Raw genomic sequence first — 14,433 nt, 5'->3', positions numbered from 1 at the left:
CCGCGATCCACTCTTACCGACGCAAGGCGGCGACCTTGTTCATCCGCTTCCGCACCTCGGCGAGCGGGATCGTGGTCTGATTCAGGCGGCGCGCGTTCGTCGCGAGGTCCTGCATTTCGTCCAGCAAATCCTCGTATTCCTCGAGCAGGAGGATGACCGGTTTCCCCTTGGCCGGTCTGGGGCCGGCGACAGCTTTGGGGTTTGGCTTGGGCATCGAGTTCGTTCTTGTTAACCCTCGGCGGAACCGGGGACTGCTTTCTCCGCCGCCTGAAATCCAATCCTGGAATGGGTGCCGTCGCAGAACGGTTTCGTCGTCGACGCGCCACAGCGGCACAGCGCGATCCGGTCCTTTGCCGGATAGGCGTTCCCATCATCGTCTTTCAGCTCCACGCGGCCGGTCACGATGTAAGGCCCGTTGTTGATAGTCTCGATCGTTACGTCAGGCATGATCCTGAGAGTTTAGTCCAGACTGGGGCGGTGACGAGTCCGATCCACAAAAAAGATCGCGTCAACTCTTCGGTTCCTCCGCGATCTTGAGCACGATTTTGCCGCGCGTGTGATGGGTCGCCGCCTGCTGGCTCGCTTTGACGGCGTCGCTCAACGGCAGGACCTCGCTCACGATCGGCTTGATTTTCTTTTCCTCGATCAGCCTGGTGATCTCAGCCAGTTCGCTTGCATCCGGCTTTCCCCAAATCGACGCGCCACGGATTCCATGCTTATCGAGTTCCGCTTGGCCTGGCCGCGCCACCAGCGTCGCAATGATTCCTCCCTTTTTCACGACCGCGTAGGATCGGGCCAGGGTATCGCGCCCGACCGCATCCAGAACCACATCCACGTCCTTCGCCACCTCTTCGAATTTTGTTTTCGTGTAATCGATGGCGACATCCGCCCCCAGCTGCTTCAGCAGGTCCTGGTTTGCGGTGGACGCCGTCGCGATCACTCGCGCTCCGCGGGCTTTTGCAATCTGGATCGCGAAACTGCCCACTCCGCCCGAGCCGCCGTGAATAAGCACCGTCTGGCCGGCGCTCAGTTTCGCCACGTCGAGCAACGCCTGCCAGGCCGTTAACGCCGCCAGCGGCACCGCCGCCGCATCCACAAAGCCGACCGACTTCGGTTTGAGCGCCGCCTCGTTTTCCGCCAGGACCGCGTACTCCGCCCAACCGCCGCCGAAGAGCGCATAACCATACACGGCGTCGCCCACCTTGAGCTTTGTGACCTTGGCGCCGGTCTTCTCGATCACCCCCGCGACGTCGTAACCGGGAATCAGCGGCAGGTGGGTTCCAAATTCCTGCGCCAATCGCCCGGAGATCACGAGCGGATCCGCTGGATTCACTCCGCACGCGATCACCCGTACCAGCACCTCGTTATCCTTCGGTGCCGGCCGAGGCGCGTCTTCGCCGTACTCGTGCAGGACGACGGCCTTCATGTTGGAAGCGTTGGCTTGTGCGAGCGCGAATGCGCAAACGAGCAGAACTAGTGCAAATCGCATACGATCTACTTCACTTTAGGGAACAAAATCGTTTTCATCTTCTCCAAAATCTCCGGCGACGCGACCTTCTCTCCGCCTAAGACCAGAAGCGCAAAATTGTCCGCCAGGATTTCTTCCGGATGAATGATGTAGTCCGTGTTTCGGCCGATCCGCTCGAAGAAGCCGGTTACGGCCCGTGCCTCGACCAGGCGAGGCGAGCCGGTCCGGGAAACAGCTTTGAGCCGGCCCGGTTGGCTGGTTTTCTCGACCACCAGAAACTGGAACTTCAGGTAAGCGAAAAATTCGCCGCCTCGTTTTTCATCGTACTGTTCCGAAGTCGAGAACAAGACCGGGACGGCCAGAAAACTTTCGTCCCCAATTTTCAACTGGATAAAATGATCGTTCCGGGGCGCGTCGGGGTTGGTGATCTTTCGCGAGGCCAGCTCAGGAGGAAGCTCGATCTCCTCGCACTCGGTGAAGCCGATCACGGAATAGAGCTTCTCGCGCAAGGCCGGGTTCGCCCGGGAGAGAATATGGAACATCTCGTGACACACGAGCTTCTTGAGGTCAGGCGGAGGCTTGGCCAATAGCTCGACCGGAATCATGATGGCGGTGCCGCGGGTGTAAGCGGCGTTCCCCTCTTCGACGCCGGTGGTCTTGATGAGTTGGATCGCGGGTGGAAACGGGAACTCAACCGGGAGCGACGGGATTTCGTCGATAACCGCTCGAAGTTTCTGGATCTCCGGCTCGGTCCAATCCCGAACGTTTTTTCCAACAAAGGCGAGGTACTCGGCTTCGGACACGGGCCGGCCCACTTTCAGTCGAGCAGCGCGATCGAACGGACTGAGTCGCTTAACAAAATCATCCTGGGCCGTGATCAGCGGCTGGCTCTCCTTCGCCGAAAGAAACTGCACGACCGTTTTTTTCCCAATGACCGGGAAGCCGCCCTGCGATTGGGTCAGGGCAACCGCAGCGAGCGCAAGGTTCAAAATAAGTCGCATACGACCTATATGACCCATTTCGCTGCTCCCGGGAAACTCTCCACGTACTGGATGGTGAAGTCGGGGAAGGAATTCACCATCTGAATTTTGTAATCGGGGAACGAATCGACGATCTGCCACATCCCCGGCTTGTCCGGGAAGCTCGTCACGATCTGGACCCGCAGATCGGGGAAACTCGTGACCGCCTGCACCTTGTAATCAGGGAAACTGGTCACGTACTGAATGCGCCCATGGACTTTTGAAGCAGCGCCCTTCTTGTCGCCCGCCCGGACCGCGAGCGCGAGAAACGCGAGCGCCGCGATTGCGATCGCTGTCACATATTTCATTCCGGAGAGCCTGCCAAAATCCGGCGCTGATCGACAAACCAAAACTGGTTCGCCGATGCTCCTTGTTGTAGCGACGCCGCTCTGTCGGCGTACCACGGGTGGCTTGCGAGACGCGTGTTTACGGCGACAGAGCGCCGTCGCTACAGCCAGAAAACCGATCTGGTTGCGAATATTCGGAGTCGATTCTACGATCAGAACCATGGCCGACACATACCCTGGAAAATGTTATTGCGGCGCCGTAACCATCGAGACGACCGGCGCGCCCGAAGGCATGGGCTATTGTCACTGCGAGGCCTGCCGATCCTACCTTGGCGCGCCGATCAATGCCTTCACGCTCTGGAAACCTGAGAACGTGAAGGTGACCAAAGGCGAAGATTCCCTCGGGCACTTCATGTCTTCGCCCATGAGCGACCGCCGTTTTTGCACCGAATGCGGCAGCATTGTGAAGACCGATCACGATTCGCTGGGCTTGGTCGACGTCCCCGCCGCTGTAATTCCCACGATGCCGTTCAAGGCCGGCGTCCACCTTAACTACGAGGAAACCGTTCTGCCGATAAAGGACGGTCTCCCGAAAATGCGCGACTTCCCCTCCGAGATCGGCGGCTCCGGCGAAACAATGCCCGAATAGCCCCCTCGTCCCTCGCCCCTTTCCCCCAAATTCTTGAATCCAAACCCCCGCCTCGGTTCGTCCATTCAATAGAAGCCATGGAAACCTCATACCCACAACCGCCGCCCACCCCCGTCAACGTCTCCGCCGTCGCGAATGTCCGCACCTGGTGCGCCTTCATCCACGCCAGCGCCCTCCTCGGGGTCTTCATCCATTTCCCCGGCCACCTCCTCGGACCGCTCATCCTCTGGCTGATCAAACGCGACGACGCCCCCGAGCTCGACGCGCACGGCAAGGAAGCTGTCAACTTCCAGATCTCGATGCTGATTTACAACGCCATCGCCGCGGTCTTTTGCCTCGTCCTGGTCGGCTTCGTCTTCCTCGCCATCCTCTGGATCCTGAACGCCATCTTCGTCATCATCGCCGCCATCCAGGCCAGCGACGGCAAATTTTACCGCTACCCGATGACGATCCGGTTCATTCAGTAGTCGGAGCGCATAGAGGCCTCTTCTGTATGCGCTTCGCTGTGCGAAGCGTCCTCGGGGCGGCCTCGTTTTGGGTCAGAGCTCCAGCTCCATCGATCAATCGAAATTCTGAACCGCAGTCTTCGATTGCCGCGCGCGTCCGAATTCCGCTAGAAACGACCGGGCGCTCGCGCCTGCCCGATGGCTACCTTTTTCGCCGAGCTGAAGCGACGCAACGTTTACAAGGTTGCGGCCGCATACACCGTCGTCGGCTGGCTGATCGTCCAGGTCGCGACCCAGGTTTTTCCGTTCTTCGAAATTCCGAATTGGGCGGTGCGCTTGATCGTGCTCGCGATCATTGTCGGTTTCCCGCTCGCACTCGTCATCGCGTGGGCCTTCGAGCTCACGCCGGAAGGAATCAAGCGGACGGAGGAAGCGGACGCGGCGCCTCAGACGCAGTCGAGAGGGCATGCCTGGATATTTGTTGTTCTCGCTGCCGGCCTTCTTTCGCTGGCGCTTTTCTTTCTCGGCCGCTACACGGCCTCGCAACAAGCGTCCGGCTCGACGGCGCTCGCAAAATCAATCGCCGTATTGCCATTCGAGAATCGGAGCGAAGACAAGGCGAACTCCTATCTGGCTGACGGCATCCAGGACGAAATCCTGACACGCCTCGCGAAGATCGATGACTTGAAAGTGATCTCGCGCACGTCGACGCAACGCTACAAAAGCTCGCCCGAAAACCTGTCGGAGATCGCGAAGCAACTCAGCGTCGCGTTTGTCCTGGAAGGAAGTGTCCAGAAGGTCGGCGATCAGATCCGCGTCAATGTGCAGTTGATCAACGCGCTGACGGACACTCATGTCTGGGCCGAAGTTTACGATCGAAAACTGGCCGACATCTTCGCCGTGCAAAGCGACATCGCCGGGCAAGTGGCCAAAGCGCTCCGGGTAAAGCTCTCCAGCCGCGAGCAACAAGCCGTCGCCCTGCGTCCCACGGAGAACCCGGAAGCATACGATGCCTTTCTCCGCGGCCTGGCGATCTGGGGCGGGTTCGGTCTCTCACCGGAAGGCCTCCAGAAAATGACCGAGGCATACTCACGGGCCGTCGAGCTGGACCCGAGCTTCGCGGTCGCATGGGCGAACCTGTCTGCCGTGCACACGCTGAACTACGCAACCTACGACCCGACCGCCGTGCGGCTGGCCGAGGCGAAGCGCGCCCTGGATAACGCGACGAAATTGCAGCCCGACTTGGGTGACGCCTGGTTCGCGCTCGGACTCTACCGTTATCGCGCCTTGAGCGACTACGACGGCGCCCTGAAAGCCTTCGAGGAAGCGATTGAACACGGCGTCAATCGCGCGATGTCGCTGGAATTCTCCGGCTACGTGAAACGACGGCAGGGCAAGTGGGACGAAGCACTCGCTCACCACGCGCAATCCTCGAAGCTCGATCCGCGCAACCCCATCATCTTCGCGGAACAGGCGGTAACCTATCGGAGCTTGCGCAGATTCCCGGAAGCGCACGCGTCGCTCGATCGCGCCCTCGCAATTTCGCCCGACAATCAGAATCTTCTTGCTGGAAAGGCCAGGCTCAACCAGGCCGAGGGCAATTTCGACGCGGCCGGCAGATTAATCGAATGGCTCTCGGTCGATCCTGGCGAGCCCGAAGTCCTCCAGCCGCGCTTCACCCAGCTCATGGCTACCGGAAAATTCCCTGAGGCGGTCGCGTTGTTGCAACAGCTCCTCGCCAGCAAGGAACCTCTGCCGCCTAATCTGCGGGCCGTCTATCGCACCCATCTCGGCCTGGCCAAACGCCTGGCCGGCGACACCGAAGGCGGGACGCGCGACCTCACCCAGGGGCGGGACGAATTGGAAGCCTTGCGCCAGCAAAGCGTCGGCGAAGGCTACCTCGAAGATCTGATGATGGCGGAAGCCGCGCTCGGCAACCGGGCCGCCGTCGACCAGTATGCCGCGAAGTTGCAAAACAAGATCGCGAAGGACGCCTTTGGAGGCCCGACCCTCGAATTGGACATCGCGATTGCCCGCGCCCAACTCGGCCAGGCCGCCGAAGCCATCTCAATCCTCCGCGATCTCCTTGGGAAACCCGGCGACGACTGCATCACCCCCGCCCTCCTCCGCACCGACCCTGTCTGGAACCCCATCCGAAACGATCCGCGTTTTCAGAAATTGTCCGAAACGCAGTAACCAGGCGTTCTCCTGTAGCCGCTTCGCTGTGCGAAGCGACCCGCCCGTCATTCCTTCCCTGCTTCCAAGAGGTGCTTTCGCAGAAGCTGCTGGAACGTCTCGTAAACCGCGCTTCGTCGTTCCGCGTAGATGCACTGAATTGTTCGGCGCTTCCCGGAAACCTTGTAAGCAAATATGATCCGGTAACCGCCCACCCGCAGGCGATGGTAATCCTCCAGCGGTCCTTCGAGAGCGCGGATATCACCCCGCTCGCGTTTCAGCGCGCGCAAGGCTTCGCGTAACATCCGGCGTGGCTCCGGAGCTCGTCTTGCCACAAAACGGACGACCTGCTCCGAAAGCTCAACCTTTGTCTCCATTCAACGCCGAGAGCGGCAGAAACTTCATCTTACCCATCTCGTAATCCCGTAGCGCCTTCATCGCCGCCGAATTTCCCAGCAGATCCAACGTCTCCATGATCGCATCCATCCGCCCACGCGAGATCAGGTAGGCAACCGTCTCCTCATGCCGGGTGATGGCGATGGACCCTTCATCCGCCGCCTCTTTGATCAGCCGTGGCAGATTCGTCTGCGCCTGAGTGACTGAATAGGTAGAATCCATCGCTATTCTACCTAGCAATAAACTCGACGGGAGTCAATTCGTCTTTCCTCATACAGAAATCAATCGCCACTCGAAAATCGACATTCGAAAATTGCCCAAGCCCCGCCCTCCTCCGCGCCGACCCTGTCTGGAACCCGATCCGGAACGATCCTCGCTTTCAAAAACTGTGCGAAGCGCAGTAAGCGAAGGTGCCTTCTTCTGTAGTCGCTTCGCTGTGCGAAGCGTTCCCAGAGAGTTCGCGTTCTGTCAGACGTCCAAATGCCAACAGAACAATCGCAATTCGACACTCGAAATTCGAAAGTCCCCGAAGTTCTACCGCTATCCGATGACAATCCGATTCATTCAGTAACCGCGAGTTAGAATCGGCGTTTTTAGAGCGGCGTCTCGAAGTCGGCTTCGCCCATCGCGGCTGGCCACACCCGGCCAATGATGATGTTATCCCCGCGGACGGTGTAGACGATTTTCCATCGCAGAAAGATCAGTTTGCGCCACCCGCCCTCTCTTAATTCGTCGAGAATCGTTCCTGATTCGGGATGCTGGAGAAGAATTTGGGCGCGGTCGTAAATGCCGAACCCAACGCGCGCCGACGCGGCTGGGTCGCGCCGCGCGATATAGCGAACGATCGCTTCGATGTCGTTCGAAGCCCGCTCGGTCCAGACTAGTTTCCGGTCCATTCACCGATCCGAGTTTTCATCTGCTCGTTGGTGATCAGGCGACCGTCCGCAATGTCCTGCTCGGCTTCCTTGATCGCCGCAAGGAAGGCGATCTCTTCGGTGACATCGCGGAAGCTCGCGTCAGACGGAAGGCGATTAATCGCCTGGAGGACCTGTTCTTTGACGCTCATACTCTTAAGCGTAGCGAAATGTTCGCTATAAGACAACGCCGCTGTTCGCGTGCCCGTGCGTCAGCTCAACAGTTCTTCGAGTTCTTCGGTTGTGAGGCCGTTCATCAGGGGTTCTTCGCTGTCGATGGCGGCGTCGATGGCGGCGCGTTTTTTTTCCTGAAGTTTCAGGATTTTTTCTTCGACGGTGTCGCGGGTGATGAGTTTGTAGGCGGTGACGACGCGGGTTTGGCCGATGCGGTGGGCGCGGTCGGTGGCCTGGGCTTCGACGGCGGGGTTCCACCAGGGATCGAAGTGGATGACGGTGTCGGCGGCGGAAAGATTGAGGCCGACGCCGCCGGCTTTCAGGCTGATCAGGAAAATCGGAATGTTGGCGTTTTCCTGGAAACGGTTCACCTCTTCCTGCCGCTGTTTCGTGGAGCCGTCGAGGTAGCAGTAGGAGAGTTTGCGTTCCTCCAAGCGATCGCGGACGAGGTGGAGCATCGATACGAACTGGCTGAAGACGAGAACGCGATGCTCGCCGTCGATCGCCTCCTCTAGCAATTCGTCGAGGAGCTCGATCTTGGCGGAGGGGTCTTCCTTCTCGAGACCGACGAGGCGGAGATCGCAACAGACCTGGCGCAGGCGGAGCAGGCCGGTCAGCATTTTCATTCGTTGCGCGCCGGCGTTTGTCTTTGCGCCCTTAGCGACGCTGCTGAGGCCGCTTTGGATTTCGCGAAGAAGCGCGTCGTAGGCGCTACGTTGGCTGCTGGTCAGGCTGCACGGGACGACCTGTTCGATCTTCTCGGGGAGGTCCTTGGCAACGTCGCGTTTCCGGCGTCGAAGGAGGAAGGGCTGTATACGGCGGGAGAGCCGTCGCTGCACGTCGGGCGCAGTGCCACGTGCGAGGGGCAGCTCGTAACGTTCGCGAAAATCCTTGTGCGGTCCGAGGTACCCGGGGAGAGAAAAATTCATGATCGACCAGAGATCGCGCACGGAATTTTCCATCGGCGTACCGGTCAGGACGAAACGGTGATTCGCCCGGAGGGCAAAAGCGGACTGCGCATTCTGGGTCTCGGGATTTTTGATGTGCTGCGCTTCGTCGAGCACGGCGGTGGAGAATTGGATTTCCCGTAAAGCGTCGATGTCGCGACGCAGGAGCGCGTAGCTGGTGATGACGATGTCGGCGTCGGCGATCGAGCTGAAGAGCGCCGCGCGGTTCGCTCCTTCGAGCACGAGCGTCTTCAGCTCGGGCGTGAACTTCTGCGCTTCGCTCTGCCAGTTTGTGACGAGCGATGTCGGGCAAATGATGAGCGCCGGGCCGTTGCCTTGATGAGCACGGAGAAACGCGAGCGTCTGCACGGTTTTGCCGAGCCCCATCTCGTCCGCGAGGATGCCGCCGAGATTGTTGGCCGCCAGCCGGGTGAGCCAGGCAAACCCGGCGATTTGGTATTCACGTAAGGTCGTCGCGAGCGAGCCGAGTTTCTTGTTGGCGTCGCCAACCGAAGCGGTCTGGGTGGTGATAAATTTCTTCAGCGCTTCCCGCCGATCGGCGATGGACGATCCCAGTTCGCGGGCCGTTTCTTCAACGTAGGGCGCGTGGGCCCGATTGATCCGGTAAAGGCCGGGCTCGGTTTGCGCCGGATCGCAATCGCGGATCACCTGCTCGAAATCCTCGAGCCCGGCGGTGTCGATGACGACAAGGCGCCCATTCTTAAGGCGCGTCTGGTTCCGGCCGGACCGCAGCAATTGCTGGATCTCGGCATTCGAGAATTCCTGGCCGCCGGGAGTGACGAGCGAATAGCGGACCTCGAACCAATCCACGCCCGACCCGACGATCTCGAGCCTGGGGGTGACGCGCTCAATTTCGCCGCTCCATTTCTCCACCTGCGAGGTGAGGGTAACGTTCCAGTCGCGCTGGAACTTCGGGTAATCGACGGCGAAAAAGCGCACGACTTCGGGTTGCCCGTGCAACACGAAACCGGCGGCGTCCGTGCGCGCGAATCCGACCCGTTCGAGGCGCGTGACGGCGGCTCGTTCCGCGGCGATATTCCGCAGGAGGATGCGTTCAGCGTTCTGCGGATCGCGGAACACGAACAGGTCCTGTTCGTTGGTCGAGGCCTTGAATGGGGGACGATCGCCATACGTGCACAGCAACTCGCCGGTGACGCTATTGAGCGTGCCCGCTAATCGCAATGCGAAGGCGGGGGTGGCCGGGACCACTTCGGGCAGCCGGAGGCCTTCGGTTGCGTTGATATCGAACGCTTCGCGCAGGCGGGGCAGATCGAACGCGAGGAATTGCAGAGCGCGATCCCCCGCCAGCTCGAGCGGCGAACCGAGCAAATGCGCTGCGCCCGCCGGCAAGGCTTCGCCGCAACGCACGAATTCGTGGCCACGGAGGAACCAGGCCTCGCTCGCGTTCCAGAGAAGCATCGTGTTCGGCATCGACTTCGCTCTCACCATAATGCCCCCACTTTCTCGCTGCTCGATCTCCAGTTCGGGGCGAATTACGGCCGACGAAATCGTCGCCGGGATCGCTTTTCCGAAGGTGACGCGCGGATGATTTTGAAGCGAGGGCAGGAGACGCAAAAATGCGTCACGCGATGACAACGCCATGCCGCTGGAAAAGAGCGCGGGGAAGGCGCGCAATTCTTCCGCGAGGGCGAGGTCCGCCTCGTCGCAAGCGAACGTCGCGTTCTTCGGCAAGGCAGAGAGCAACGTGCGGTTTGCACCCACTTCGGCTTCGACGACCAGCATCACCTGGCCTTTCGCCCACGCCGACATGAAATTCGGCGGCAGAATCAAATGGAGTTTTGCCGGTTTCGCTTTGGCGGTTCCGGCGGCGGCGAACTCTGGACCGGCCGGAGCTTCCGCGATCTTCGGCTGTGTGGGAACGATCGCCGGTACCGGCCTTAGAATCGAGAGACCCACGGCGACGGAATGCGCGCAGATTTTGCCGCTCGAGCGGGATTCCCAACAGGTGCAAAGATTCTCCACGTCTTCCGCGCTCTTAATTCGCAGGCCGGAACGGAAGTTCTTTATCCCTTCGCGCACGAAGCCGGTGAGCAACGGCGGTTCGTAGCGCGCTTCCGTGACGCGGCCCGCCTTCACGACGTCGCGCGCAGCCTTCATCGCAGGCCAGCCGCCGGCGTTGATCAGGAGTCTTTCGGTAAGCGGGGGCGCGGTTGTCATCGCGGGCGCACTCAAATTTCCTTCGTCATGAAAATACTATTCGGATCATTGGTGTAATCAGCGAATGGTCCGCAGACGGTGAATCCAGCACGCGCGTAGAGCTGGCGAGCCGGCTCAAACCCCGGCTGGGCGCCGGTCTCGAGACTCAGCGTGCGATAACCTCGGCGCTCCGCTTCTTCGATAATGTGCTGAAGCATTGCGCGCGCGACTCCTTTGCGCAGATGGCGTGACGCCGTCCGCATGGACTTGATCTCACCATGCTGCAGGCCCAGCTCCTTGAGCGCGCCACAACCCAGGAGCTCGCCGTTTTCCCACACGCTCCAGAACGTGACCTCCGGACGACGCAAGCCTTCAATGGGCAAAGCATGAACACTCTGCGGTGGCGACAGACGGCGCATGCCGGCGAGATGCTCCGCCAGAAGCGCCACTATCTCGGGCCCGCTAAGATCGTCGATTTTGAATTGCACGCGAGATGGACTCTCCCCTTCTGGCGGGCGAGTTCAATGGCTCAGGTTGCAGGGCGCTATAGCTTCCCCCTCAACGCATCGCGCCGGCCATTACGTCCGTGGGCTTCAAGGGAATCGTGAAGGGCTCGAGCGGCATCGGGTCGTCGTGATCGAGGAACTCGCGACAGAGCGCAAAGAAATCGGCGCGAGTAGTGGCGCGGCGGATTTGGTGGAGGAATTCGCCGGTCGGTTCGACGCCGAGACCGATGAAGTTCATGTACTTCTTCAGGTTGTTGATCTGGGCGGACTCACGGATGCCGGGTTTGCTGACGGCGTCGTAAAGCGCGTGCACGTACTCCAGGACGTCACGGCCGGTAGGACGGAAGATGGCTTGGCCGCGACGCTGCTCGCGAATCTGGCGGAAGAGCCAGGGATTACGGATCACACCGCGGCCGATCATCAGCCCGCGCGCGCCGGTGAGGCCGAGGACTTCGTCCGCTTTGCCAGCGGAGTAAATGTTACCGTTCGCCAGCACTGGACAAGACATCGCGGCGACGGCGCGCGCGATGAATTCGTAACGCGGTGCGCTGCGATACATCTCTTTGACGGTGCGGGCGTGGACCGTGAGCAGGTCGAGCGAGTGGCGAACAAAAATCGGCAGGAGCTCATCGAAAACAGCCACGTCATCGAAACCAATCCGCGTTTTCACCGTGAACGGGATGGCGATGGCTTCTCGCAACGCGCCCAGGATTTGGTCGATGCGATCGGGATCGCGGAGCAACCCGCCGCCGGCGCATTTGCGATACACGATCGGCACCGGGCAGCCGAGGTTCAAATCGATCGCCGCGACCGGATGCTGCTGGAGCTCGCGCGCAGTGCGGACCAGAGCAGTGATATCATTGCCGATCATCTGCGCGATGACGGGACGGCCGGTCGGGTTTTGGGTAATGGAGGCGAGGATTTGCGGATCGAGTCGCGATTCCGGCAGGACCCGGAAGTATTCGGTGAAATAAACGTCCGCGTTGCCGTAGCCGCTTATTAGCCGCATGAACGGCAGGTCCGTGACATCCTGCATCGGCGCGAGGGCGAGGATGGGTTCGTCACTGCGCAGCAGGTTTTGGAATGTGACAAGTGACGAGTGACGTGTTGTAGCGGCGCCGCTAGGCCGGCTCCACTTCTAGACGCCGGCTGACGAGGAGCTTGAACAAGACGAAGCAAATTCCGGCGCCAAGGGCGAAGGCGGCGTGGAGGAGCCAGAAGTTGGTCGTGGGCCATTTCTCGAGGAAGCCGCCGACCCAGCCGACCATGGTGTTCGCGGTGAAGAAAGCCAAATAATAGAGGCCGATGATGGTGGCGTTAATCGATTTCGGCGCGTACTTCGCGAACAAGGCGAGGCCAATCGGCAGCATGTGGGCGAACGCGATGCTGTTCAGGAAATGGAACGCGACCGGCCAGAAGAGGCCGATTTTTTGCCCGGCCCCCTGGGTCGCGGCCGCGGTGAAAAGGCAGAGCGCGCCACCGATCGAGAAAACCGAGCCGATGATCAGCTTTGTGATTTCATCCGGCTCGCGCCAACGCTTGCCGTACCAGCGATAGAAGATCGCGACGATTGCCAGGAAGCTGACGCTGACGATCGCGTCGAGAGTGACGAGCCAGGAGGTGGGCAGCGTTTTGCCCATGAAGACAAGATCGAACTGCCGGTCGCCCCAGACGAGGTAAGCGTTGAAAATCTGGTTGTTCGGAATCAGTGCGACGGCCATGACCGGGATGAGGAGGATCAGCGCGATGACGGAAGTCCATTCCTGCTTGGTAAGCTTCGCCTTTGGCACCTTCTTCACGGAGGCAAGGCGTGGGTTGTTGTCGCTCGCCCGAAGATATTTTTGGCCCGACAAATAAATCCCGATAGCGAGGAGCATTCCGACGCCGGCCGCGGCGAAGCCGTAATGCCAGCCGACTTTTTCGCCCAGCGAACCGACAATGAGAGGCGAAATAATGACGCCGGCGTTGATGCCGATGTAAAAAATCTGGAAGGCGTCGGCGCGACGGAGGTCTTCGGGTTTGTAGAGCGCGCCGACCTGGCTGGCGATGTTGCCTTTGAACATCCCGCAGCCGAGCACCAGGCAAAGAAGCGCGAAAAGGAACGCGGTTTCGAACGCCATTAGGAAATGGCCTGCCGCCATGGTGAGCGCGCCGAGCAATACGGTCCGGCGCCGGCCCAGGACGCGGTCGGCGAGGAAGCCGCCGAAAATCGGGCTGAGATAAACGCTGGCGGTGTAGGTGCCGAAGATCGCCGAAGCGAGTGGTTGCCCATCGAGGCCGCTGTACAAAGGAAGCTGGCGAAACGCGTCGAAGATCATCACGCGCTCGATCCGTCCGGGGAGGAGGAGATACTTCACCATGTAAAGGACGAGGAGCGTTTGCATCCCGTAATAGGAAAAGCGTTCCCACGCTTCGGTGAAGGCGAGGAACCAGAGGCCGCGCGGGTGGCCGAGCAAGCCGGGCGTATGTTCTTCCCCGGTCAACGGTGCGGAGTCATCGGGCTCGGCGGTAGCGGTCATGGGAGGATGGTGAAGTGACGGGTGACAGGTGACAAGTGACGAGTTGCAAAGGGAGGCCTCACCAAGGTCACCAAGGAACCGGACTGTGACATTTTCTCGACATCGCGTTTTCTCCTCGTCAGACTCGGCGCATGAAGACGCTGTTTCTCCTTTTGGGCGTAGTGGTCCTTGCTGGATTCCCTCACTCCAACCTCGCTGCGCTGCCGCCAAGCAAAGCCCGCACGATCACGGACCTGAATGTTATCTCTACCCGGGCGCTGCAAAGATCGATCAGCCCGAAATTCTATCGGAGCCTCCTGATTTCGCCCGTCCAGGGATGGGTGGCGGTCCGCGGGAATCTATCCGGAACGCGCCTCTCCGGCGTGAGAGTGGCGCACTCGGAATTGGACGGCCGTTTCGACGCGCTCGCTCTCCAATTGGCAAAAGAGATCGAGATCGCCGGATACTTCTCGCTCGATAAGCCTCATTTTGGAGGTCCGGTTCTGCTGCATCTTCTCATCTATCAAATCGCCGACGGGACTATGGTGCTTTCTTTCCCCCAATTCACAGAGCCCGGCGGTGACCAGTTGGAATACTTTGGCTGTGCCCGGCTCGCGGTCTTAAAGAAGGATGGCAAATGGACCGAGATCGAAGGTCCTGAAACTCTCCAGGGCAAAGGTTGGGCGGTTCGCCAGGGATTTTCGAACCGGGCCGAAGCTATCCTGAAGCTGGAGATGAAGCGGCTGCCTTGGGACGGGTAGGATTGGGCGAGGAAC

At 60.2% G+C, this 14,433-nt stretch carries 17 protein-coding genes; 4 read left to right on the top strand and 13 right to left on the bottom strand.

Annotated features, from left to right (window positions below; all coding sequences use genetic code 11):
* Positions 1–13: 13 nt before the first annotated feature.
* The 5 genes from VJU77_03855 to VJU77_03835 form a co-directional block, all read right to left on the bottom strand.
* On the bottom strand, positions 14–214 hold the full coding sequence (locus VJU77_03855; protein ID HKP02476.1) for a hypothetical protein: 201 nt from the start codon (positions 212–214) through the stop codon (positions 14–16).
* A 14-nt stretch (positions 215–228) separates the two neighbouring features.
* On the bottom strand, positions 229–447 hold the full coding sequence (locus tag VJU77_03850) for a CDGSH iron-sulfur domain-containing protein (protein HKP02475.1): 219 nt from the start codon (positions 445–447) through the stop codon (positions 229–231).
* Between the two features lie 61 nt (positions 448–508).
* The gene (locus VJU77_03845; protein HKP02474.1) at positions 509–1,426 is read right to left on the bottom strand and encodes an NADP-dependent oxidoreductase; all 918 of its coding nucleotides are present in this window, start codon (positions 1,424–1,426) and stop codon (positions 509–511) included.
* A 68-nt stretch (positions 1,427–1,494) separates the two neighbouring features.
* A complete protein-coding gene (locus VJU77_03840; protein HKP02473.1) occupies positions 1,495–2,469 on the bottom strand; it encodes a hypothetical protein in 975 nt (324 codons plus the stop codon).
* A gap of 5 nt (positions 2,470–2,474) precedes the next feature.
* Positions 2,475–2,795, bottom strand: coding sequence for a hypothetical protein (locus tag VJU77_03835; protein HKP02472.1), 321 nt, complete (start codon positions 2,793–2,795; stop codon positions 2,475–2,477).
* A gap of 199 nt (positions 2,796–2,994) precedes the next feature.
* Here VJU77_03835 and VJU77_03830 point away from each other — a divergent pair, with 199 nt between their 5' ends.
* The 3 genes from VJU77_03830 to VJU77_03820 all read left to right on the top strand — a co-directional run bounded on the left by VJU77_03830 (position 2,995) and on the right by VJU77_03820 (position 6,065).
* Positions 2,995–3,423: a GFA family protein gene (locus VJU77_03830; protein ID HKP02471.1), complete on the top strand. Its 429-nt coding sequence runs from the start codon at positions 2,995–2,997 to the stop codon at positions 3,421–3,423.
* A 77-nt stretch (positions 3,424–3,500) separates the two neighbouring features.
* Positions 3,501–3,890, top strand: a complete 390-nt coding sequence (locus tag VJU77_03825) for a DUF4870 domain-containing protein (protein ID HKP02470.1) — start codon at positions 3,501–3,503, stop codon at positions 3,888–3,890.
* A gap of 177 nt (positions 3,891–4,067) precedes the next feature.
* Positions 4,068–6,065: a tetratricopeptide repeat protein gene (locus VJU77_03820; protein HKP02469.1), complete on the top strand. Its 1,998-nt coding sequence runs from the start codon at positions 4,068–4,070 to the stop codon at positions 6,063–6,065.
* A 47-nt stretch (positions 6,066–6,112) separates the two neighbouring features.
* On the opposite strand, the gene VJU77_03815 is transcribed toward VJU77_03820, so the two are convergent.
* From VJU77_03815 to VJU77_03780, 8 genes are all read right to left on the bottom strand, one after another.
* Positions 6,113–6,349 carry a hypothetical protein gene (locus tag VJU77_03815; protein HKP02468.1) on the bottom strand — a complete coding sequence of 79 codons (237 nt, stop codon included), beginning with the start codon at positions 6,347–6,349 and terminating at the stop codon, positions 6,113–6,115.
* 55 nt (positions 6,350–6,404) lie between these two features.
* Entirely contained in the window at positions 6,405–6,662 is a 258-nt protein-coding gene (locus VJU77_03810) for a type II toxin-antitoxin system prevent-host-death family antitoxin (protein HKP02467.1), read from the bottom strand.
* Between the two features lie 371 nt (positions 6,663–7,033).
* Positions 7,034–7,336: a type II toxin-antitoxin system RelE/ParE family toxin gene (locus VJU77_03805; GenBank protein ID HKP02466.1), complete on the bottom strand. Its 303-nt coding sequence runs from the start codon at positions 7,334–7,336 to the stop codon at positions 7,034–7,036.
* On the bottom strand, positions 7,321–7,506 hold the full coding sequence (locus VJU77_03800; protein ID HKP02465.1) for a hypothetical protein: 186 nt from the start codon (positions 7,504–7,506) through the stop codon (positions 7,321–7,323). The genes VJU77_03805 and VJU77_03800 overlap by 16 nt, the downstream gene beginning before the upstream one ends.
* A 60-nt stretch (positions 7,507–7,566) precedes the next feature.
* Positions 7,567–10,674 (bottom strand): SNF2-related protein, encoded by a 3,108-nt coding sequence (locus VJU77_03795; protein HKP02464.1) that lies wholly within the window; start codon positions 10,672–10,674, stop codon positions 7,567–7,569.
* Between the two features lie 11 nt (positions 10,675–10,685).
* Positions 10,686–11,141: a GNAT family N-acetyltransferase gene (locus tag VJU77_03790; protein ID HKP02463.1), complete on the bottom strand. Its 456-nt coding sequence runs from the start codon at positions 11,139–11,141 to the stop codon at positions 10,686–10,688.
* 70 nt (positions 11,142–11,211) lie between these two features.
* A complete protein-coding gene (locus VJU77_03785; GenBank protein HKP02462.1) occupies positions 11,212–12,195 on the bottom strand; it encodes a tRNA-dihydrouridine synthase family protein in 984 nt (327 codons plus the stop codon).
* An 85-nt stretch (positions 12,196–12,280) separates the two neighbouring features.
* Complete coding sequence (locus tag VJU77_03780) at positions 12,281–13,678, bottom strand: peptide MFS transporter (protein HKP02461.1); 1,398 nt, start codon at positions 13,676–13,678, stop codon at positions 12,281–12,283.
* Positions 13,679–13,809: 131 nt separating this feature from the next.
* Between VJU77_03780 and VJU77_03775 the strand changes: the two genes are divergently transcribed.
* Positions 13,810–14,418, top strand: a complete 609-nt coding sequence (locus tag VJU77_03775) for a hypothetical protein (GenBank protein HKP02460.1) — start codon at positions 13,810–13,812, stop codon at positions 14,416–14,418.
* Positions 14,419–14,433 lie beyond the last annotated feature (15 nt).

It is taken from the genome of Chthoniobacterales bacterium (assembly GCA_035274845.1).
Classification (GTDB): domain Bacteria; phylum Verrucomicrobiota; class Verrucomicrobiia; order Chthoniobacterales; family UBA10450; genus AV80.
Note: the sequence above shows the minus strand (reverse complement) of the source record. Positions and strands in the feature narration are given on the sequence as shown.

What these genes read in the sequence shown, in the direction of transcription:
- VJU77_03855 (HKP02476.1), bottom strand. Translation starts at nt 214, where the DNA reads ATGCCCAAGCCAAACCCCAAAGCTGTCGCCGGCCCCAGACCGGCCAAG.
- VJU77_03850 (HKP02475.1), bottom strand. Translation starts at nt 447, where the DNA reads ATGCCTGACGTAACGATCGAGACTATCAACAACGGGCCTTACATCGTG.
- VJU77_03845 (HKP02474.1), bottom strand. Translation starts at nt 1,426, where the DNA reads ATGAAGGCCGTCGTCCTGCACGAGTACGGCGAAGACGCGCCTCGGCCG.
- VJU77_03840 (HKP02473.1), bottom strand. Translation starts at nt 2,469, where the DNA reads ATGCGACTTATTTTGAACCTTGCGCTCGCTGCGGTTGCCCTGACCCAA.
- VJU77_03835 (HKP02472.1), bottom strand. Translation starts at nt 2,795, where the DNA reads ATGAAATATGTGACAGCGATCGCAATCGCGGCGCTCGCGTTTCTCGCG.
- VJU77_03830 (HKP02471.1), top strand. Translation starts at nt 2,995, where the DNA reads ATGGCCGACACATACCCTGGAAAATGTTATTGCGGCGCCGTAACCATC.
- VJU77_03825 (HKP02470.1), top strand. Translation starts at nt 3,501, where the DNA reads ATGGAAACCTCATACCCACAACCGCCGCCCACCCCCGTCAACGTCTCC.
- VJU77_03820 (HKP02469.1), top strand. Translation starts at nt 4,068, where the DNA reads ATGGCTACCTTTTTCGCCGAGCTGAAGCGACGCAACGTTTACAAGGTT.
- VJU77_03815 (HKP02468.1), bottom strand. Translation starts at nt 6,349, where the DNA reads ATGTTACGCGAAGCCTTGCGCGCGCTGAAACGCGAGCGGGGTGATATC.
- VJU77_03810 (HKP02467.1), bottom strand. Translation starts at nt 6,662, where the DNA reads ATGGATTCTACCTATTCAGTCACTCAGGCGCAGACGAATCTGCCACGG.
- VJU77_03805 (HKP02466.1), bottom strand. Translation starts at nt 7,336, where the DNA reads ATGGACCGGAAACTAGTCTGGACCGAGCGGGCTTCGAACGACATCGAA.
- VJU77_03800 (HKP02465.1), bottom strand. Translation starts at nt 7,506, where the DNA reads ATGAGCGTCAAAGAACAGGTCCTCCAGGCGATTAATCGCCTTCCGTCT.
- VJU77_03795 (HKP02464.1), bottom strand. Translation starts at nt 10,674, where the DNA reads ATGACAACCGCGCCCCCGCTTACCGAAAGACTCCTGATCAACGCCGGC.
- VJU77_03785 (HKP02462.1), bottom strand. Translation starts at nt 12,195, where the DNA reads ATGCAGGATGTCACGGACCTGCCGTTCATGCGGCTAATAAGCGGCTAC.
- VJU77_03780 (HKP02461.1), bottom strand. Translation starts at nt 13,678, where the DNA reads ATGACCGCTACCGCCGAGCCCGATGACTCCGCACCGTTGACCGGGGAA.
- VJU77_03775 (HKP02460.1), top strand. Translation starts at nt 13,810, where the DNA reads ATGAAGACGCTGTTTCTCCTTTTGGGCGTAGTGGTCCTTGCTGGATTC.